Annotated in this window: 17 protein-coding genes; 12 read left to right on the plus strand and 5 right to left on the minus strand. The window is 69.4% G+C overall.

Annotated elements, in window-relative coordinates; all coding sequences use genetic code 11:
• Positions 1-74: 74 nt before the first annotated feature.
• Positions 75-1,430 (minus strand): glycosyltransferase family 4 protein, encoded by a 1,356-nt coding sequence (locus ACTWQR_RS10685; RefSeq protein WP_443226724.1) that lies wholly within the window; start codon positions 1,428-1,430, stop codon positions 75-77.
• Positions 1,431-1,693: 263 nt separating this feature from the next.
• On the opposite strand from ACTWQR_RS10685, the gene ACTWQR_RS10690 reads away from it, so the two are divergent.
• The 4 genes from ACTWQR_RS10690 to ACTWQR_RS10705 all read left to right on the plus strand — a co-directional run bounded on the left by ACTWQR_RS10690 (position 1,694) and on the right by ACTWQR_RS10705 (position 6,318).
• Complete coding sequence (locus tag ACTWQR_RS10690; protein WP_443226725.1) at positions 1,694-2,482, plus strand: response regulator transcription factor; 789 nt, start codon at positions 1,694-1,696, stop codon at positions 2,480-2,482.
• Complete coding sequence (locus ACTWQR_RS10695) at positions 2,483-4,021, plus strand: HAMP domain-containing sensor histidine kinase (RefSeq protein WP_443226726.1); 1,539 nt, start codon at positions 2,483-2,485, stop codon at positions 4,019-4,021.
• Between the two features lie 147 nt (positions 4,022-4,168).
• Positions 4,169-4,990 carry an ABC transporter ATP-binding protein gene (locus tag ACTWQR_RS10700; protein ID WP_443226727.1) on the plus strand — a complete coding sequence of 274 codons (822 nt, stop codon included), beginning with the start codon at positions 4,169-4,171 and terminating at the stop codon, positions 4,988-4,990.
• Positions 4,991-4,995: 5 nt separating this feature from the next.
• Positions 4,996-6,318, plus strand: a complete 1,323-nt coding sequence (locus ACTWQR_RS10705; RefSeq protein WP_443226860.1) for an FtsX-like permease family protein — start codon at positions 4,996-4,998, stop codon at positions 6,316-6,318.
• A 127-nt stretch (positions 6,319-6,445) separates the two neighbouring features.
• Here the strand turns inward: ACTWQR_RS10705 and ACTWQR_RS10710 are convergent, their stop codons facing one another.
• From ACTWQR_RS10710 to ACTWQR_RS10720, 3 genes are all read right to left on the minus strand, one after another.
• A complete protein-coding gene (locus ACTWQR_RS10710) occupies positions 6,446-7,129 on the minus strand; it encodes a DUF305 domain-containing protein (protein WP_443226728.1) in 684 nt (227 codons plus the stop codon).
• Positions 7,130-7,274: 145 nt separating this feature from the next.
• A complete protein-coding gene (locus tag ACTWQR_RS10715; RefSeq protein ID WP_443226729.1) occupies positions 7,275-7,751 on the minus strand; it encodes a DUF6153 family protein in 477 nt (158 codons plus the stop codon).
• Between the two features lie 64 nt (positions 7,752-7,815).
• Positions 7,816-8,676: a transglutaminase domain-containing protein gene (locus ACTWQR_RS10720; RefSeq protein WP_443226730.1), complete on the minus strand. Its 861-nt coding sequence runs from the start codon at positions 8,674-8,676 to the stop codon at positions 7,816-7,818.
• A 260-nt stretch (positions 8,677-8,936) separates the two neighbouring features.
• Here ACTWQR_RS10720 and ACTWQR_RS10725 point away from each other — a divergent pair, with 260 nt between their 5' ends.
• Positions 8,937-9,758, plus strand: a complete 822-nt coding sequence (locus tag ACTWQR_RS10725; protein WP_443226731.1) for an SAM-dependent methyltransferase — start codon at positions 8,937-8,939, stop codon at positions 9,756-9,758.
• A 368-nt stretch (positions 9,759-10,126) separates the two neighbouring features.
• On the opposite strand, the gene ACTWQR_RS10730 is transcribed toward ACTWQR_RS10725, so the two are convergent.
• The gene (locus ACTWQR_RS10730) at positions 10,127-10,786 is read right to left on the minus strand and encodes a hypothetical protein (protein WP_443226732.1); all 660 of its coding nucleotides are present in this window, start codon (positions 10,784-10,786) and stop codon (positions 10,127-10,129) included.
• Between the two features lie 139 nt (positions 10,787-10,925).
• Between ACTWQR_RS10730 and hemL the strand changes: the two genes are divergently transcribed.
• The 7 genes from hemL to ccsB all read left to right on the plus strand — a co-directional run bounded on the left by hemL (position 10,926) and on the right by ccsB (position 18,963).
• Positions 10,926-12,245, plus strand: coding sequence for a glutamate-1-semialdehyde 2,1-aminomutase (gene hemL / locus ACTWQR_RS10735; protein WP_443226733.1), 1,320 nt, complete (start codon positions 10,926-10,928; stop codon positions 12,243-12,245).
• Complete coding sequence (locus ACTWQR_RS10740; RefSeq protein ID WP_443226734.1) at positions 12,242-12,916, plus strand: histidine phosphatase family protein; 675 nt, start codon at positions 12,242-12,244, stop codon at positions 12,914-12,916. Before hemL ends, ACTWQR_RS10740 begins: the two co-directional genes overlap by 4 nt.
• Before the next feature lie 268 nt (positions 12,917-13,184).
• Positions 13,185-14,453 carry a hypothetical protein gene (locus ACTWQR_RS10745; RefSeq protein ID WP_443226735.1) on the plus strand — a complete coding sequence of 423 codons (1,269 nt, stop codon included), beginning with the start codon at positions 13,185-13,187 and terminating at the stop codon, positions 14,451-14,453.
• A 101-nt stretch (positions 14,454-14,554) separates the two neighbouring features.
• A complete protein-coding gene (locus tag ACTWQR_RS10750; protein ID WP_443226736.1) occupies positions 14,555-15,220 on the plus strand; it encodes a TlpA family protein disulfide reductase in 666 nt (221 codons plus the stop codon).
• A 6-nt stretch (positions 15,221-15,226) separates the two neighbouring features.
• Complete coding sequence (locus ACTWQR_RS10755; RefSeq protein WP_443226737.1) at positions 15,227-15,988, plus strand: cytochrome c biogenesis CcdA family protein; 762 nt, start codon at positions 15,227-15,229, stop codon at positions 15,986-15,988.
• A 3-nt stretch (positions 15,989-15,991) separates the two neighbouring features.
• Positions 15,992-17,863, plus strand: coding sequence for a cytochrome c biogenesis protein ResB (gene resB, locus ACTWQR_RS10760; protein WP_443226738.1), 1,872 nt, complete (start codon positions 15,992-15,994; stop codon positions 17,861-17,863).
• A complete protein-coding gene (ccsB, locus tag ACTWQR_RS10765) occupies positions 17,860-18,963 on the plus strand; it encodes a c-type cytochrome biogenesis protein CcsB (protein WP_443226739.1) in 1,104 nt (367 codons plus the stop codon). Before resB ends, ccsB begins: the two co-directional genes overlap by 4 nt.
• Positions 18,964-19,034: the final 71 nt, after the last annotated feature.

The following is a 19,034-nucleotide window of genomic DNA, read 5'->3' on the forward strand; positions in this document are numbered from 1 at the left end:
TGGGCCAACGTTCGTGGGCCAACGCCCGTAGGTCAACGCCTGAAGGTCAACCCCCGTATGCCCACACCCATAGCTCAACGCTGGGAAGCCAACACTCCCGGCCGGCGCCCCCACTGCCGCACCCGCTGCCATGTCCTACGCCTCCGCTCGCGGGCCCAGACCGTCGCACGGACGCGGGCTCGGGTCCATGCTCGGCGGCCCCGGGTCGCCTTGAGTTCCGCGAACAACGCCTCGTAGCGGTTCATGATCGGCTCGGGGTCGTAGCGGTGGGAGCTCTTCAGCGCCGCCTCGCCCATCGCGCGGCGCAGGGGCTCGTCCACGATCAGGTCGAGCATCGCCTCGGCGAGGGCGCGGGCGTCGCCCACGGGGACCAGGAGGCCGTCGACGCCCTCCGTGATGATCTCGGCGGGGCCCAGCGGGCAGTTCGTGCTGATGACCGGGACTCCGCAGCGCATCGCCTCGACCAGCGTCATCCCGAACGACTCCGCGTCCGAGGCCGAGACGACCAGCGCCGACTTCGCGAACTCGCGCTCGATGGGCGTCTGCGGTCCCATGAGGCGTATGTGTCCGGCCAGGCCCAGGCCGTCGATCAGGTACTGGAGTTGTTCCCGTTCGGGGCCGCCGCCGTAGATCCGCAGGCTCCAGTCCGGTTCCTTCGAGGCGACCGCCGAGAAGGCTTCGATCAGCAGGTCGAAGCGTTTGCCGGGGACCAACCGCCCGGCCGCGGCCACCACCTTCCCGTTCCCGTTCCCGTTCCCGCTCCCGCTCGCGTCGCGGGTCGCGTCGCCTGTTGGATCCCCCGGCGCCGGCACGATGTTCGGCACCGCCGCGACCCGTACCCCCGGCAACGGCATCCGTCGCCGGTACACCCGCGCGTCCGCCTCCGTCGTCGTCACCACCGCGTCGAGCACGCGGTAGTGGTGGGCCAGTGCACTCCGCAGCCGTTTGCTGTGGGCGTCGTGGCGCAGGTGTTCCTGGGCGATGCGCAGGGCCCGGCGCGGTGCGAAGCGGGAGATGTAGACGTTGATGCCGGGCCGTGTGCCGATCACCACGTCGGCGTCGCAGTGGGAGAGGTAGTCACGTACGCGTACATCGGTGAGCCGGGTGTACTGCCCGAACCGCTTGTCGGAGGCGGGGAAGTCGACGGCCGGCAGCGCGTGCGCGGGGTCCGCGAGGTCAGGGCTGCCGTCCCGTACGTCCACCAGCGGGACCACCGTGATCCGCGGATCGATGTCGAAGCGCGGCACGTCGCGGTGCCGCCTCATCGACACGATCTCCACCTCGTGCCGCTCGGCGAGCGCCGTCGCGAGGTTGAGCGTGGTGCGGACGGTGCCCCCGATGGCGTACGCGTTGTGGAGCAGAAACACGATCTTCGTGCGGTCCGAATCGCTTCTGCGACTCACGCGGCGCGTACCGCTCATGCGACTCATGCGACTTGTGCGGGTCAAGCGGGTCAAGGGGGTCAAGCGGGTCATGCGCTTCGCGGTCTCCCTGCGTTCCGTATGTTCCGTTCGTTCCGTTCGTTTCATGCGGTGCGTGGCCTCCCCGTCGCGACGCTCGCCCCTCACATACGGGGAAACAGTGGCTGGGCGAGGTAAGCCACCGGTCCCGGCACGGTGAGAGCCGGGTAAGAGGGCCGGCCGTACTCCTTTCAGCAGGTAGTACGTAGAGAACGGCTTGGCAGACTGGTCCCGTGCCCCAGAATCTGCTGCTCGCCGAGGACGACCGTGCCATCCGCCATGCCCTGGAGCGGGCCCTGACCCTGGAGGGATACGAGGTCACGGCGGTCGCCGACGGCGTCGAGGCGCTCGCACAGGCCCACCGCACCCCGCCCGACGTGCTCGTTCTCGATGTGATGATGCCGGGCATCGACGGCCTCCAGGTCTGTCGCGTGCTGCGCGCCGAGGGCAACCGCACACCCATCCTGATGCTCACCGCGCTCGTCGAGACCGCCGACCGCATCGCCGGCCTGGACGCCGGCGCCGACGATTACGTGGTCAAGCCCTTCGACGTCGAGGAGGTCTTCGCCCGGCTACGGGCACTGCTCCGGCGTACGAGTGCCCCCGTCGACGTACCCAGGGCACAGCGGCGCATGCCCAACGCCTCGGATGTTTCTGATGCTCTGGATGTCCCCGGTGCTCGCGGTGTTCACGATGTTGGTGATGTTCGCGATGTTCATGAGGGGCAACTCGCCGCCGCGGGACTGCGTATCGAGCCGCAGGCCCGCCGTGTCTGGCGCGGGCCGCGCGAGATCGAGCTCACCCGTACCGAGTTCGACCTGCTGGAACTCCTCGTCCGCAACGCCGGCATCGTCCTGGACCACACCACCATCTACGACCGCATCTGGGGCTACGACTTCGGGCCCGGCTCCAAGAACCTCGCCGTGTACGTCGGTTATCTGCGGCGCAAGCTCGACGAGCCGGGCGCGCCCGCGCTGATCCACACGGTGCGGGGCGTGGGGTATGTCCTGAGGGAGGACTGAGTGCGCCCCCGTCCGCGACAACTGCTCGTGAGACCCCGGCTGTCCTCGCTGCGCACCACGTTCACGGTGTCCTTCGCGGCCGTGGCGGCCGCCGTCACCGTACTCGTCGGCCTTCTGTCGTACGACGCCGCCGCCCGGCTCGTCCGCGTGGACCAGCAGACCGTGTTCGAAGGAGTCGTCCAGGACCTGCTCGACCAGGTGCGCCAACGCCCCCTGACCCCAGCCGACTTCGCCACCTCCGACATCGACGGCGGCCCGCGCGACGAACTGATCCGGCCGAGCGGCACGGCCGTTCAGGTACTGGGCCCCGGGGGCGACGTCGTCGACCGGGGCCACCCGCCGCTGCCCGTCGACGCCGACGACCGGGACGCCGCGACCGCGGGGACCGCCGGGCGACTCGTCGAGCACGGGGACGTCGAGGTCGGCGGCGACGACGTGTACCGGGTGGGGACCGTCGCGCTCGGCGGCGGGCGGGGCGCGGTGCAGGTCGCGCAGGAGTTCAGCGACACGGAGGACCTGCTGCGTGAGCTGCAGCAGCGGACCGTACTGCTGGTCGCTGCCGTAGTGATCGCCGCGGGTCTCTTCGGCTGGTGGCTGGCCCGGCGGATCACCTCGCGGCTGGTCCGGCTCACCGGGGCCGCCGAGGACGTGGCGCGTACCGGGCGGCTCGGCATCCAGGTGCCGGTCGCCGGGTACGACGAGGTCGCCCGGCTCGGGCGTTCCTTCGACCGCATGCTGGGCCGCCTCGCCCAGTCCGAGGAGGACCAGCGGCGCCTCGTCCAGGACGCGGGACACGAGCTGCGTACGCCGCTGACCTCCCTGCGTACGAACATCTCCATGCTCCGGCGCATCGACGAGCTGCCGCCCGCGGCTCGCGTGGAACTGGTCGCCGACCTAGCCCAGGAGTCACGCGAACTGACCGACCTGGTCAACGAGTTGGTCGACCTCGCGGCCGGCCAGGCGGACGCCGAACCGGTACAGCGGGTGGCTGTCGCCGACATCGCGGAGGACGTGGCGGTACTGACGCGGCGGCGGACGGGACGGGACGTCATGGTACGGGTGACCGGTGACACGGTCGTGGACGGACGGCCCGCCGCGTTGCAGCGGGCGCTGTCCAACCTGGTGGAGAACGCGGCGAAGTTCGACCGGAGCGGGAGTGCGGGGATCGAGATAGTGGTGACGGGGGTGAGGGACGCACGAGCTGGTGCTGGTGCTGGTGCTGGTGCTGGTGCCGGTGCCGGTGCCGGTGCCGGTGCAGGTGCCGGTGCAGGTGGCGGTGGCGGTCTTGGGGCCGATGGTGCGGGCGGGGCCGTCCGGATCGAGGTGCTCGACCGCGGCCCCGGCATCGCGGAGGAGGACCTCGTACGGGTCTTCGACCGCTTCTACCGCGCGCCCGACGCGCGCAGCCTGCCCGGCTCCGGGCTCGGCCTGTCGATCGTCCGTGAAGTGGCGACGGCCCACGGCGGAACGCCGTTCGCCCGGCGCCGGAAGGGCGGCGGATCGATGATCGGCTTCACGGTGGGCGACCTCAACGGGTGAGGCGGCCTGCCTCACGGCCGGTGAGGCTGTCCGGCCGGCAGGGGTGTCGCTGAGTACACCTCCACTTACGGGTTCTGCGCCCAATGTGCCCGGCCCGTCCTCTCCGTAGCGTCTTTCGCGAGGCACAGGGAGTGCCGACGGAGGGTGATGACGATGTTTCGCCGAACCGATCGAGGTACGACCGCTCGACGTATGCAGGGCCACAGCACGGGCTCCGCCGCCGAAGCCCTGCGGCTGGTCAAGGTCAGCAAGACCTACGGGACCGACGACAGCGCCGTGACCGCGCTGGACGGAGTAACGCTCAGTCTGGCGCGCGGCACGTTCACCGCGGTCATGGGGCCCTCGGGCTCCGGCAAGTCCACGCTGTTGCAGTGCGCGGCCGGACTCGACCGGCCCGACAGCGGCATCGTCCTCGTCGACGGTGCGGAGATGACCGGCGGCAGCGAGGCCGAGCTGACGAAGTTCCGGCGCAGCCGGATCGGCTTCGTCTTCCAGCAGTACAACCTGCTGGACACGCTCACCGTCGCCCAGAACACGATCCTGCCGCTCAAGCTCGCCCGGCGCCGCGTCAACCGTGCGCGGGTGGAGGAGATCCTCACCGCCGTCGGCCTCGGCGACCGCCTCGGCCACCGGCCCGACCAGCTCTCCGGCGGCCAGCGCCAGCGCGTCGCCATCGCCCGCGCCCTGGTCACCGAGCCGAGCGTGATCTTCGCCGACGAGCCGACCGGCGCCCTGGACACCCGCAGCGCGCGCGACGTCCTGCGGCTGCTCCAGGAGGCGGTACGGCTACACGGCCGTACGGTCGTCATGGTGACCCACGACCCGGTGGCGGCCTCGTACGCCGACTCGGTCGTCTTCCTGGCGGACGGGCGCCTCGCGGGCGAGATGCACCGGCCGACCGTGGACGCGGTGGCCGAGCGGCTCGCGCACCTCGGCGACTCGATCTCCGACGTTCCGGCGGGGGTGTGACCGTGATGCTCGCTCTGGCCATGCGTTCCATCCGACAGCGCCCCGGGCGCTTCGCCGCGACGCTGCTGTCCGCCTTCCTGGGCGCGGCGATCATCATGATCTTCAACTCGATGCACGACACGGCCGGCGCGAAGGGCGTCGACTCCGCCAGCGCCGAGACCCTGTCCACGGCGGCGGGGGTCGTCGGCAGCTACGGCACCCTGCTGGTGTTCTTCGCCGTCGCCTCCACCCTGACGGTGAACGTCCGCCAACGCGCCGCCGAGATCGACCTGTTGCGCTGCTCCGGTGCGACGCCCGCACAGATCAAGCGGATGGTGGTGGGGGAGTCGGTGGTCGTTGCCCTGGTGGGCGCCCTGCTCGCCATCGGTCCCGCGATCCTCGGCGGCCAGGCCCTGCTGAACCTCTTCCAGGACAGCGGACAGGTCGCCGAGTCCGTCGACCACTCCTTCGGCCCCATCGCCCTGTACTCCGGCATCGACATCACCGTGCTCGCCGCGGCGGGCGCCGCGTTCCTCGCCGTACGGCGGGCCACACGGGAACGTGCCGGCGCCGGTCAACCCCGCGGCAAGGCGCGGAAGTTCCTCTCGTACGGGGCCCTGGTTCTGGGCGGCCTGTCGGTCTGCTCCACCTTCGCCTTCTCCTCGACCGACGAGGCGCTGATGGCACCGGCCGCGTACGGCTCGATCCTGCTCGCGGTCGGCTTCGCGCTTCTCTCGACGAGGCTGCTGAAGGCCGTGCTCGGCCGGCTTCCCCTGTCGGGCCCGAGCGGTTACCTCGCCGTACGCACCCTGCGTGAGCGGGCCGCCCAACTCTCGGGTGTCCTCATGCCGTTGATCCTCTTCACCGGCATGGCGACGGCGACCCTCTACATGCAGGCCGTCGAGAACGACGCCATCGACGCGTCCGGCGTCCCGAAGTCCATCGATGCCAAGAACCTCGAGACCCTCAACCTCGTGGTCGTCGGCATCATCGTGGTCTTCTCCTGCATCATGCTGATCAACTCCCTCTACGCGGCGACCACTTACCGCCGCCGGGAGTTCGGCCAGCAGCGCCTGGCGGGCGCCACCCCGGGCCAGGTCCTCGGCATGGTCGGCATCGAGTCCCTCGTCCTCACGGTGACGGGCGTCTTCTTCGGCACGGCGGCCGGCCTCGCCGGGATGGTTCCGTTCACCATCGTCCGCACGGACTCGGTCCTGCCGGACCGGGGTCTGGGCATCTGGCTCGGGATCGTGGCGGTCGCGGCCGCGGCGACATTGGTGACGAGCCTCGTCACGGCCCGCCGTGCCCTGCGGACACCGGCGGTGGGGGCGGTGGAGCTGGTCGCGTGAGCCGTGGAGTACGGCGTCTGACGTACGCGTACGCGTACGGGAAGAGGTGTACGGCGTACGGGAAGAGACGTATGGGGTACGGGAAGACGGGTGGGCAGCCGCTGGAGCGGCTGCCCACCCTCGCGTGTCAGCCCTTGCCGAGAAGCTTGTTCATCTCGGTGATCTCGGCGTTCTGGGCGGTGACGATGTCGTCGGCCAGCGTCTTGGCTGGACCGTACTCACCCTTTTCCTTCTCGGTGGTGGCCATCTCCACCGCACCCTTGTGGTGCTCGACCATCATCGTCAGGAACATGGTGTCGAAGTCCTTGCCGGAGGCCTTCATCAGCTCGTCCATCTCCTTGCTGTCCATCATGCCGGGCATGTCGGAGCCCATTCCGGGCATGTCGTGGTCCATGCCGGGCATCGACTCCATCGGTGCGTCCTCGCCCCAGGCCTTCAGCCACCCGGTCATGGTCTTGATCTCCGGGTCCTGCGCCTTCTCGACGCGCGCGGCGAGGTCCTTGACCTTGGCGGACGATGCCTGATCGGCGGCCATCTCCGACATCGCCAGGGCCTGCTGGTGGTGCGGAATCATGCCCTGCGCGAAGGCGACGTCCTGGTCGTTGTGCGCACCGGCGCTCTCGCTCGCGGACGCGCCCGTGGACGCGCCGGCGGACGCCCCCGCCTCGGACGACGAACCGCTGCCGCTGTCGCTACCGCTGTCACTGTCGTTGCCGCACGCGGCGAGGACGAGCGCCGCGGTGACGGCCGTCGCGGCGAGAGCCGTCCGACGGGTCAGCGAACGGAGGGTCAGGGAACGGGTGTGAATCATGGTGTGACTCCTGCGGTTGCTCTGTTGTCGTGCACGGCTGTCGTGCACAGGTGTTGTGCACGGCTGTCGTGCACGGGTGTCGTGCTCTGGTTCCGGACATGACTGAGGCCCGCGCCACTCGAAGGGGGCGCGGTTCGGTCTTGTCCTAGATCCGCAGGAGTTGGAGTTCGGCCAGCGAGGGAGGCGCGCGTCCGCCATGGGGCGAGGCGACGGCGGACCGGTCGACGGTCTCGTCCGTGCGGGTGACGCCGACCGGATCGGCAACGGGAGCCGGCGGTACGTATCCCGCCGCGACGGCACCCGACGTGCAGGTCGAATCGGCGTGCTGAGTGCCGTGTCCGCCGCCATGCCCGTCGTCGCTCGGATGGCACACGGACTCATCGGGAGGGGCGACCGCGCTCACGCCCCGCCCGTGGGAGTCGCTCACGCCCCGCCCGTGGGAGTCGCTCATGCCCTGCTCGTGGCTGGAGGGATGAGCGGTGTGATGGGCGGCCATGACTCCCGCCCCACCTGGCCCGAGCCCATGCATGCCGAGCAGCCCGACCAGCAGCCCGAGCACCAGCAGCGCCCGCCACCGCCACGTGGGCGGCAGCGTACGGGCTTCCTGTGTGCGGGCTGTCACGGCACTCATGCTACGGAAGCCGCGGGGCACGCGCGTGTGCCGGGGCCCGGCGGACGCTCCGCCGTCAGGCCGCCGCGGCTCCCGCGCTCCACCGGCCGAGCACGGGCTCGCTCAGGGTGCGGGCGAGGAGGCACAGGGTCTGACCGTGGCGTTCGAAGAGCTCGTCGCGGGAGTCGAAGTGCCCCAGATCCACGAGCACCTGGGCCGACAGATCGCACGCCGTGCCCGGCGCCCCGCAGCTCGCGGCCCCGCCCCAGTCCACCGTCGTACGGGCCACCGCGTCGAAGAGGGTCTCACCACCTCGGTTGGTGAACGCGACGTCCTGGGCGGTGACATCGACATCCCGGTGAGTGAGATCGCCGACTCGGTCGGTGAGGCCGTCGCCGTCCCCACCTCCGGTCCTCGTCCCGAACAGCTCGCCGATCGGCACCCACTCCCGCTCAAGCAGGAACTCGGGCCAGGCCAGCAGCACTTGCTCCGGCACGAGCGGCCTCAGCCGAGGAAACCGCGGATACCAGAAGACCCCGTCGACGAGCAGTCCCCGCACCCGCGTAGGCACACCCACCGCCCGGGCGACCGCCTCCAGCACGGCCATCCGCTGACTGCACGACCCGCGCCCCAGCCGCAGCGTCCGCGAGACCCGGCGCCGGTCCTCGACGGAGTACACCGGCCGTACGTCCCGCGCGATGATCCCGTGCGCCACACGCAGCGTTCCGACGGTTCCGGGTGCTCCGGCCGCGGAGGCCTCGCCCCGTACCCGTTCCACCAGAGCGACGACGACCGGGTCGGCCAAGTCCAGGATCGCGGTGGCCCGAGCCGAACCCGGCGCTCCGAACGTTCCGTCCGCTCCGTTCTGCCCCTCCGGCCGTACGGCCGCTCCCGCCATCCCCGCACGCCGGTACGGCATCAGCAAACGACTGGTCACGCCCAACCCCGCCTCTCCCCGTCCCGCCCCGCCCCGTCCAGCCACCCCGCCATCCCGGAAGACGGCCGAGCCTCGTCATCATCACACGCACCCCCGCGAGCGAGGCCGGGGGTAGCGTTGCGAGGACTCGCGAGTGCTTACGAGGGCCGACGTCGGGGGACGAAGTGGCGTACGTATCTTGGGTGTTGGACCACAGACGTTGAAACTTGGACTTAACTTTGTGCGTGTCAGTACACGCCTTGGATGAGAAAACGGTGCCCATGACCGACCACGAGAGCTCGACCGGCCCGGCGGCCAGGCGGAAGATCGACACCACGGTTCCGCACTCGGCCCGGATCTGGAACTACTGGCTGGGCGGCAAGGACAACTACCCCGTGGACGAGGAGGCCGGCGACGCGTACACGGCCGTTTTCCCGGGCATTGTCACCATCGCCCGCAGCAGCCGGGCCTTCCTCGGCCGCAGCATCCGCTACCTGGTGGAGGAGGCGGGCATCCGGCAGTTCCTGGACGTCGGCACCGGCCTGCCCACCGTGGACAACACCCACCAGGTCGCCCAGGGGATCGCGCCGGAGGCCAAGGTCGTCTACGTCGACAACGACCCGCTGGTCCTCGCGCATGCCCGGGTCCTGCTCACCTCCTCCCCGGAGGGAGCCACCGACTACGTGGACGCCAGCCTCTTCGAACCCGACCGCATACTGGCGGCCGCCGCCGAGACCCTGGACCTCAGCCGCCCGACCGCGCTGATCCTCAGCGGCATCCTGGGCCACGTCGGGGACTACGACCAGGCCCGCTCCATCGTCCGCCACCTCATGGACGGCCTCCCGTCCGGCAGCTACCTCTCCGTCAACGACGGCTCCCGCGGCACGGACCCGGCCTACGAGGCGGCCCAGGACGGCTACAACGAGACCGGCGCGGTCCCGTACTTCCTCCGTCCCGTGCCACAGATCGAGGCGTTCTTCGAGGGACTGGAACTCGTCGAGCCCGGAGTCGTCTCGGTCCCCCTCTGGCGCCCGGAAAAGATGCCGGACTCGAGCGAGCCGACACCGATCGGCCAGCACGGCGGCCTGGCCCGCAAGCCCTGAAGCGCCCACGCCCTACGCCACACGACCCGGCCCCGGGTCCGCGCAGCATCACTGCCGCCCGACCCCGGCCCCTCGCCACCCAGAGCCAGAATCAGTGATTGGAAGGTTCGGGACAGCATGCCGAGGTCATGCGTGTCCCAAACCCGCCAATCACCCAATGATGGCGGGGTTTGGGGGCGGGGGGCTCGGGGGTCAGTGGGGCTTTGGTCGGCTGGGGGCGGGCTCTGGGCGGCATCAATGAGGGCGAGGCCCGAAAGCCTCGCCCAATCCGCACCCGCAACCCGCACCCGCAATCGCACCCGCACTCCGCAATCGCACCACTCTCCGCAAGGAGGCTCAGATCACGGCCGCACGCAAGGAGGCCCAGATCAAGGCCATACAAGGCAGTAAGGCTGATGCCCCGCCTCATGCAGTCGGTGGCTGAAGTCCTGCCACTCGTGCAGCAACTGGTACACGTTGAACGCGTCCCGCGGCCCTCCGCGATCCGGCACCGTCGACCAGATGAAGGCCGCCGCGCCGACCGCCTCCTCGCCGATGCCCCGCAGGGGATCGACGACCGTCATCGGAAGCTTCACGACGGCGTAGTCGGGGTGGAGGACGACGAGTTCGAGTGGGGGCACCTTGTGCAGCGGTATGCCCTCGATACCGGTGAGGACCATCGCGGCCATCGTCTCCGGCTTGATCTTCGTGAACATGCCGTTCATGCCGAGCTCGTCGCCGCCGAGTTCCTCGGGGCGCATGGAGATCGGGACGCGAGCGGCCGTCGCGCCGTCCGGGGCCCCGAAGTATTTGTAGGTCACCCCCACCCGGCCACCATTTCCGCTTCCTGCCCTGAGCTGGTCTGCCCCGCGGTCCGTGTAGTCCATACCGTCCATACGGGCCGAAGGGTCGATTCGCTCAGGCTCGCCCTGCGATCCCTGCGTCTGGCGTGCCTCGGCCGCTTCCGCCTCGCGCCGGTGCTTCCCCCGCCGGGCACGCCGAGGGCCGAGGTCATCGGTCCCCTCGCCCAGTCCGCCACCGCGATGCATATCTCCACCCGACTGCTTTTCTAGGGTGCGCGACCCCCGCCACGCAACCCGATCATCGTGACAGTGACCTCCCCCACGGCCGCCCGCCGAAACGTGCGTTGAAACACCTGTCCGCAGGATCTTCGCAGCCTCTGACACCATGGCCCGTGTGAGCTATCCGTACGAAGCCCCAGTTTCGCAGACTCTTTTCGACCGTGCGGCGGCCGTCACGCCCGGCGGCGTGAACTCTCCCGTCCGCGCCTTCCGCGCCGTGGGCGGTACGCCCCGGTTCATGGTGTCCGGTAACGGCCCATACCTGACAGATGCCGACGGGAGGGAGTACGTAGATCTCGTTTGTTCTTGGGGGCCGATGATCCTCGGCCACTCCCATCCCGAGGTGAACGCGGCGGTCGTGGCAGCCGTATCCCGCGGTACGTCCTTCGGTACGCCGGGAGAGGGCGAGGTCCTGCTCGCCGAGGAGATCGTCGCCCGCGTCGAGCCCGTCGAGCAGGTCCGTCTCGTGTCCAGCGGCACCGAGGCGACCATGTCCGCCATCCGTCTCGCGCGCGGGTTCACCGGGCGCGCCAAGGTGATCAAATTCGCCGGCTGCTACCACGGGCATGTCGATGCGCTGCTGGCTGCCGCCGGGAGTGGGGTCGCCACCTTCGCGCTGCCCGACACGCCCGGTGTCACCGGCGCCCAGGCCGGCGACACCATCGTCCTTCCGTACAACGATCTCGACGCCGTGCACGCCGCCTTCCTCGCCCACCCCGGCGAGATCGCCTGCGTGATCACGGAGGCCTCGCCCGGGAACATGGGCGTCGTGCCGCCGGGGCCCGGCTTCAACCAGGGGCTCAAGGACGCCTGCGCCGCGAACGGCGCACTGTTCATTTCCGACGAGGTCATGACCGGGTTCCGTACCAGCAAGGCCGGCTGGTACGGGGTCGACGGGGTCACGCCCGACCTCATGACCTTCGGCAAGGTCATGGGTGGGGGATTCCCCGCCGCCGCCTTCGGCGGGCGGGAGGACGTCATGGCGCACCTCGCGCCCGCCGGGCCCGTCTACCAGGCCGGAACGCTGTCCGGGAACCCGGTCGCGACCGCCGCGGGGCTCGCGCAGCTGCGGCTGCTCGACGACGCCGCGTACGAGCGGGTCGACGCGGTGTCCGAGCAGGTACGTACCCTCGTCGCAGACGCCCTCACCAAGGAAGGTGTGGCGCACCGGCTGCAGAACGCGTCCAACATGTTCTCCGTCTTCTTCACCGACAGGGACGTACGGGACTACGAGGACGCGAAGACGCAGGAGTCGTACCGCTTCACCGCGTTCTTCCACTCCATGCTGGCGCAGGGCGTCTACCTGCCGCCGTCCTCGTTCGAGTCCTGGTTCGTGTCGACGGCGCACGACGACCGGGCGGTACAGCGGATCGCCGACGCCCTTCCGGCGGCGGCGCGGGCAGCAGCGGAGGCCACGGCAGCATGAGTGACATCACAGTCGTACACGTGGTGCGGCACGGAGAGGTCGCCAACCCGGACGGGGTTCTGTACGGGCGGCTGCCCGGCTACCACCTGTCCGAGCTGGGGGAGCGGATGGCCGAGCGGGTCGCCGAGCACCTCGCCTCCCGGGACATCACGTACGTCGTCTCCTCGCCGCTGGAGCGGGCGCGGGAGACGGCCACCCCGATCGCCGGGGCGCACGGGCTCGACCTCGCGACCGACGCGCGGCTGATCGAGGCCGAGAACGTGTTCCAGGGCAAGACCTTCGGGGTCGGTGACGGCGCGCTGCGCAGGCCCGAGAACTGGAAGCATCTGGTCAACCCCTTCAAGCCGTCCTGGGGCGAGCCGTACCTGGAGCAGGTCGTACGGATGATGGGGGCGCTCGATGCCGCGAAGGACGCCGCGCGTGGGCATGAGGCCGTGTGTGTCAGCCATCAGCTGCCGATCTGGACGCTTCGTTCCTTCGTGGAGCGGCGGCGGTTGTGGCACGACCCGCGTAAGCGGCAGTGCACGCTCGCCTCTCTGACGACGTTCACGTATCAGGGCGACAAGGTCGTGTCCGTTGGCTACAGCGAGCCCGCTCGGGATCTCGTGCCGCCGCATCTTCTGGCGGGCGCCAAGCCGGTGAAGGGGAAGAGCAAGGCCTTCGGAGCGTAGGCGCTCCGCTTGGCGTGCCGGGTGTGCTTGGGGCTGTTTCTGTGTGCAGGTCGGTGGGGGCTGGTCGCGCAGTTCCCCGCGCCCTTACGAGGGGCGCACCGTTACACAGACGGAATTTCGGTTGGTTTGGTTCCGTTCTGTGTGTTGCGGGTTCATCTTCGTAAAGTCACTGAAATATACGCTAGTTGTATGGAACCCCCATCTTCGTCGCGCCCTCTAACCCGATGTGCACATGGCACGGGGGCAGGGCGCGACGATTGGGGTTGGAATGCGCGACATCAGCCGAAGGGGAATGCTGGGACTCGGAGTCGGCGCAGCCGCGGCCGTGGGACTCACGGGCTGCGGCACCGCGCTGGGGGACAGCCCCGGCGCCACGGGAAGCTCAGGAAAAGGCAGTCCCAAGCGTCCCTCCCGGCCCCTCGGTGACGGCTCCACCGCCTTCACCGGCAAGCAGCCCAACCAGCCCGCGAAGCCCGCGCCACTCGAACCCGGTGAGACTCCGCCGCAGTTCGTGGTCTTTTCCTGGGACGGTGCGGGAGATGTGGGGAACGGCCTCTTCGAGCGGTTCCTGAAACTCTCCCAAGAGCACGACGCGCGCATGACTTTCTTTCTCTCCGGGCTCTATCTGCTGCCCGAGTCGAAAAAGCGCATGTACCTTCCGCCGAACAACGCGCCGGGCGCCTCCGACATCGGATATCTGACGGACGCGCACATCAGGACGACGCTGAAGAACGTCCGACAGGCCTGGCTCGACGGGCACGAGATCGGCACGCACTTCAACGGCCATTTCTGCGGCGGCAGCGGTAGCGTCGGCAACTGGACGCCCGCCCAGTGGAAGAGCGAGATCGCCCAGGCGAAGTCCTTCGTCAAGGAGTGGCGTACGAATACGGGCTGGACCGACCTGCCCGCGCTGCCCTTCGACTACGACAAGGAACTCATAGGCGGCCGCACCCCGTGCCTGCTCGGCCAGTCCAGCCTGCTGCCCACCGCCCGCGAGCTCGGCTGGCGCTACGACGCCTCCTCGCCCGGCGGCCTCCAGCAGTGGCCCTCGAAGAAGGGGGGCCTCTGGGACCTGCCCCTCCAGGCGATCCCCTTCCCCGGTCACACCTTCGAGGTCCTCTCGATGGACTACAACATCCTCGCCAATCAGTCGATCAACTCGACCCAGGCGCCGCCCGCCAACTACCCGGCCTGGCGCAAGCAGGCGACCGACGCCTACATAGCGGGCTTCACGCGGGCATACGAGACGAATCGCGCACCCCTCTTCGTCGGCAACCACTTCGAGGAGTGGAACGGCGGCATCTACATGGACGCCGTCGAGGGCGCGCTGAAGCACATGGCCGGCAAGAAGGACGTACGCCTGGTGTCGTTCCGCCAGTTCGTGGACTGGTTGGACGCGCAGGACCCGGCCGTCCTGGAGAAGCTGCGGTCGCTGGGTGTGGGGCAGGAGCCGGCGGGTGGCTGGAAGGAGTTCCTCGGCGAGGTCGCCACGAACTCGGGGAGCGGTTCCGTGAAGGGCTCGGGACAGGCCGCCTGACGGTCCCTCGGAACGCGGTCCGAAACACCGCCTGAAATGCGGGTTTGCGCCCGCAAGGGGGGTGCGCAAGATCCTCGGAACGGACATGCGAAACTTTTCACATGAGTGCCGCCAGCCGCGCCCTCCAGCGCTCGAACCGGACCCCTCAGCTTGACCGCCGCATGCCTCAGCGCCTGAACCGCACCCGTGGCCGCGCCGCCCTGCTGACCAGCGGGGCCGCCGTCGCGGCACTGCTCCTGTCCGCGTGCGGATCCGGGGGGACCAAAGGGGGAGGCAACGGCGCCGGGTTCGTCACCGGCACCGACGGCATCGCCACGGTCGCGAAGGCCGACCGGATCCCGGCCCCCGACCTTTCCGGCGAGACCATCGACGGCAAGCAGCTCGACGTCGCCGACTACAAGGGCAAGATCGTCGTCCTGAACGTCTGGGGCTCCTGGTGCGGACCGTGCCGCCTGGAGGCGAAGAACTTCGTCAAGGTCGAGGCCGACGTCAAGGACCAGGGCGTGCAGTTCGTCGGCATCAACACCCGCGACACCGACACCGGTCCGGCGGTGGCCTTCGAGAAGTCGTACGGGGTCACGTACCCGAGTCTGTACGACCCGACGGGCAGGCTGATGCTCCGTTTCAAGAAGGGCACGCTCAACCCGCAGGCCATCCCCTCCACGCTCATCATCGACCGGGAGGGGAACGTCGCGGCCCGCTCGCTGTCGGCGCTCAGTGAGGAGAAGCTCCGCAAGATGCTCAAGCCGATCCTCGCGGAGAAGTGACCTGACGTGCTCCTCGCCGCAGCCACCGACGTGAACCAGACCGTTCTCACCGGGGCCCTGGTACTCGCCATCCCGATCGCCATGCTCGGCGGTCTGGTCTCCTTCTTCTCGCCCTGCGTCCTGCCGCTCGTACCCGGCTACATCTCGTACGTCACCGGCATCAGCGGCACCGACCTGGCCGACGCCCGGCGCGGACGGATGGTCGCCGGCGCCTCGCTCTTCGTCCTCGGCTTCACCGCGGTGTTCGTCTCCGGCGGCGCGCTGTTCGGCTACTTCGGCTCGACCCTGCAGGAATACCAGAGCACCCTCTCCAAGGTGCTCGGCGGCCTCATGATCCTCATGGGTATCTTCTTCATGGGCCTGATGCCCTGGGTCACCCAGCGCGAATTCCGCTTCCACAAGCGGCCGGTGGCCGGGCTCGCCGGCGCCCCCCTCTTCGGCGCGCTCTTCGGGATCGGCTGGACGCCCTGCATCGGCCCGGCCCTCGCCTCCGTGCTGGCCCTCTCCTCCAACGAGGCGAGCGCGGGCCGTGGGGCCATACTGACGATCGCGTACTGCGTCGGCCTGGGCGTGCCCTTCGTCCTCGCCGCGGTCGCCTTCCGCAAGGCGCTCGGTGCCTTCGGCTGGGTCAAGCGCCACTACGTGTGGGTGATGCGTATCGGCGGCGGCATGATGATCGCGACCGGCCTGCTCCTGCTGACCGGCGCGTGGGACAGCATCGTGCAGGAGATGCAGGGCTGGTCCAACGGCTTCACGGTAGGGGTCTGATCCATGAGCACGACACGGAACACCGACGTGCGGACCGAGGAAGAGAACGAAGAGAACGACACGGCGGCGCGGGACGCGAGCGAGCTCGGCGCGGCCGGGGCGCAGCTGTCCACCGCGCCCGTGGAGAAGGCGGTGCCCGGCTCCTTCGGCGGTTCGCGCGCCCCCGGTGCCGCGGGATGGCTCGCGTGGACGGGCCGCGAAACCGTCGGCTGGGCCCGCTGGTTCTGGCGGCAGCTCACCTCCATGCGGGTCGCGCTGATCCTGCTCTTCCTGCTGTCGCTCGGCGCGATCCCCGGCTCGCTCATCCCGCAGTCGGGGACCGACGAGACGAAGGTCGCCGACTTCCAGCAGCGGCACACCACGCTCGGGCCGATCTACGAGAAGCTCGGGCTGTTCCACGTCTACAGCTCGGTGTGGTTCTCGGCGATCTACATCCTCCTGTTCATCTCGCTCGTCGGCTGCATCGTGCCCCGCACCTGGCAGTTCGTCGGCCAGCTGCGCGGCCGGCCGCCGGGTGCGCCGAAGCGGCTGACCCGGCTGCCCGCGTACACGACGTGGCGGACCGAGGCCGAGCCCGAGCAGGTCCGTGCGGCCGCGCTCACCCTCCTCAAGAAGCGCCGCTTCCGGGCGCATGCCGCCGGGGACGCCGTCGCCGCCGAGAAGGGCTACTTCCGCGAGGTCGGCAACCTCGCCTTCCACCTCGCGCTGATCGTGATGCTGATCGCATTCGCCTGGGGCCAGCTCTTCAAGTCCGAGGGCAACAAGCTGATCGTCGAGGGCGACGGTTTCGCCAACACCCTCACGCAGTACGACGACTTCAAGTCCGGCAACCTCTTCAGCACCGACGACCTGGATCCGTTCAGCTTCACCCTGGACAAGTTCATCGGTACGTACGAGAAGACCGGCCCCAACCGGGGCACCCCGCGCGTCTACAAGGCCGAGGTCACCTACCGCGAGGGCGCCGACGGCAAGGAGCAGAAGACCTCCGTCGAGGTCAACGACCCGCTGGCGATCGGCGGTTCGAAGGTCCACCTCGTCAGCCACGGGTACGCGCCCGTCGTCACCATCCGGGACGGCAAGGGCGACGTCGTCCTGAGCCAGCCCGTGGCGCTGCTGCCGCTCGACTCCAACGCCACGTCCTCCGGTGCGATCAAGGTCCTCGACGGCTACCGGAACGCCAAGGGCGAGAAGGAACAGCTCGGCTTCAACGCCTTCTTCGTGCCGACCTTCGCCGGGGCGGGCCAGGGACAGATGCTCTCCCAGTTCCCCGCGCTCGACTTCCCCGTGCTCGCGCTGTCCGCCTACCACGGTGACCTGGGTGTCGACTCGGGACTGCCGCAGAGCGTGTACCAGCTCGACAAGACCAACATGAAGGAGTTCAAGGACTCCAAGGGCAACCTGCTCAAGCAGCGGCTGCTGCCCGGCGAGACCATGAAGCTTCCGAACGGAGCCGGCTCGATCACCTTCGAGAAGGACATCAAGGAGTGGGCCGGCTTCCAGGTCACCCGGCAGCCCGCCAGTGGCTGGGCCCTCGGCGGAGCCTTCACCGCGATCTTCGGCCTAGCCGCCTCCCTCTTCGTCCAGCGCCGCCGCGTGTGGGTGCGCGCCACGACCGGCCCCGACGGCGTCACCGTCGTCGAGATGGCCGGCCTCGGCCGCAGCGAGTCCGTGAAGGTCCCGGAGGAACTGGGCAACCTGGCCTCGCTCCTGTACGACGTGGCTCCGGGCGCACCCGACGCACCGGACCCGCACACCGACTCCGGGACCGACCCGGGCACGGACACCAAGGCTTCCCCCACCTCCACCTCCACCTCGACCTCCACCCCCTCCGAACCCCACGCCGTATCCGCCGCCGAAGGGGCTGACAAGAAGTGACTTTCGCCGCCGCAACCGAGCTCGCCGCCGCGACCAACGAAAACCTCGCGAACATCAGCAACACGCTGATCTACTCCTCGATGGCCGTCTACACGCTGGCCTTCTTCGCATACATCGCCGAATGGACCTTCGGCAGCCGCAGCAAGGTCAGCCGGACGGCCGCCGCGCTCACCGCCACCAAGGACGGCAAGAAGGCGGCGGCTCCCGCGGTCACGGTGAAGAAGGCGGGCGGTACCGCCGTCCTGGAGCGGCCCAAGATCATCACGCGGGCCGCCGCCGGCGCCCGTGACGTGCCGGACGGGCCCGGCGCGCACGGCGGCAACGCGCAGGGAGACCTCTACGGCCGTATCGCCGTGTCCCTCACCGTGCTCGCCTTCGCGATCGAGTTCGGCGGCGTGCTCACCCGCGCCCTGTCGGTGCAGCGGGCGCCATGGGGCAACATGTACGAGTTCAACATCACCTTCTCCACCGTCGCCGTGGGCGTGTACCTCGCGCTCCTCGCGCTGAAGAAGAACGTCCGCTGGCTCGGACTCCCCCTGGTCACCACGGTCCTCCTCGACCTCGGTCTCGCCGTCACTGTCTTGTACACCGCCAGCGACCAGTTGGTTCCCGCCCTCGACTCGTACTGGCTCTACATCCACGTATCCACGGCGATCTTCTGCGGTGCCGTCTTCTACGTGGGCGCGATGAGCTCGATCCTGTATCTCTTCAAGGACTCGTACGAGAACAAGCTCGAGAACGGCGGCAAGCCGGGCCGTTTCGCCACCTCCGTCATGGAACGGCTGCCCGCCTCGGCCTCGCTCGACAAGTTCTCGTACCGCGTGAACGCCGCCGTCTTCCCGCTGTGGACGTTCACGATCATCGCGGGCGCCATCTGGGCGGGCGATGCGTGGGGCCGTTACTGGGGCTGGGACCCGAAGGAGACCTGGTCCTTCATCACCTGGGTCGCCTACGCCTGCTACCTGCACGCGCGCGCCACGGCCGGCTGGAAGGGCCGCAAGGCCGCGTACATCGCGCTCGCCGCCTTCGCCTGCTGGCTGTTCAACTACTACGGGGTGAACATCTTCGTCACCGGCAAACACTCCTACGCGGGCGTATAACTCGCCGTACATCCCCGTACGTTGAAGGCCGGTTCGCGTGTGACCCAGGTCACCGGAACCGGCCTTCGTCG

It is taken from the genome of Streptomyces sp. 2A115 (genome assembly GCF_052245575.1).
Classification (GTDB): Bacteria; Actinomycetota; Actinomycetes; order Streptomycetales; family Streptomycetaceae; genus Streptomyces.

What these genes read in the sequence shown, in the direction of transcription:
- ACTWQR_RS10705 (WP_443226860.1), top strand. Translation starts at nt 4,996, where the DNA reads ATGCTCGCTCTGGCCATGCGTTCCATCCGACAGCGCCCCGGGCGCTTC.
- ACTWQR_RS10685 (WP_443226724.1), bottom strand. Translation starts at nt 1,430, where the DNA reads ATGAGTCGCATGAGCGGTACGCGCCGCGTGAGTCGCAGAAGCGATTCG.
- resB (WP_443226738.1), top strand. Translation starts at nt 15,992, where the DNA reads ATGAGCACGACACGGAACACCGACGTGCGGACCGAGGAAGAGAACGAA.
- ACTWQR_RS10710 (WP_443226728.1), bottom strand. Translation starts at nt 7,129, where the DNA reads ATGATTCACACCCGTTCCCTGACCCTCCGTTCGCTGACCCGTCGGACG.
- ACTWQR_RS10725 (WP_443226731.1), top strand. Translation starts at nt 8,937, where the DNA reads ATGACCGACCACGAGAGCTCGACCGGCCCGGCGGCCAGGCGGAAGATC.
- hemL (WP_443226733.1), top strand. Translation starts at nt 10,926, where the DNA reads ATGGCCCGTGTGAGCTATCCGTACGAAGCCCCAGTTTCGCAGACTCTT.
- ACTWQR_RS10745 (WP_443226735.1), top strand. Translation starts at nt 13,185, where the DNA reads ATGCGCGACATCAGCCGAAGGGGAATGCTGGGACTCGGAGTCGGCGCA.
- ACTWQR_RS10750 (WP_443226736.1), top strand. Translation starts at nt 14,555, where the DNA reads ATGAGTGCCGCCAGCCGCGCCCTCCAGCGCTCGAACCGGACCCCTCAG.
- ACTWQR_RS10700 (WP_443226727.1), top strand. Translation starts at nt 4,169, where the DNA reads ATGACGATGTTTCGCCGAACCGATCGAGGTACGACCGCTCGACGTATG.
- ACTWQR_RS10730 (WP_443226732.1), bottom strand. Translation starts at nt 10,786, where the DNA reads ATGCATCGCGGTGGCGGACTGGGCGAGGGGACCGATGACCTCGGCCCT.
- ACTWQR_RS10740 (WP_443226734.1), top strand. Translation starts at nt 12,242, where the DNA reads ATGAGTGACATCACAGTCGTACACGTGGTGCGGCACGGAGAGGTCGCC.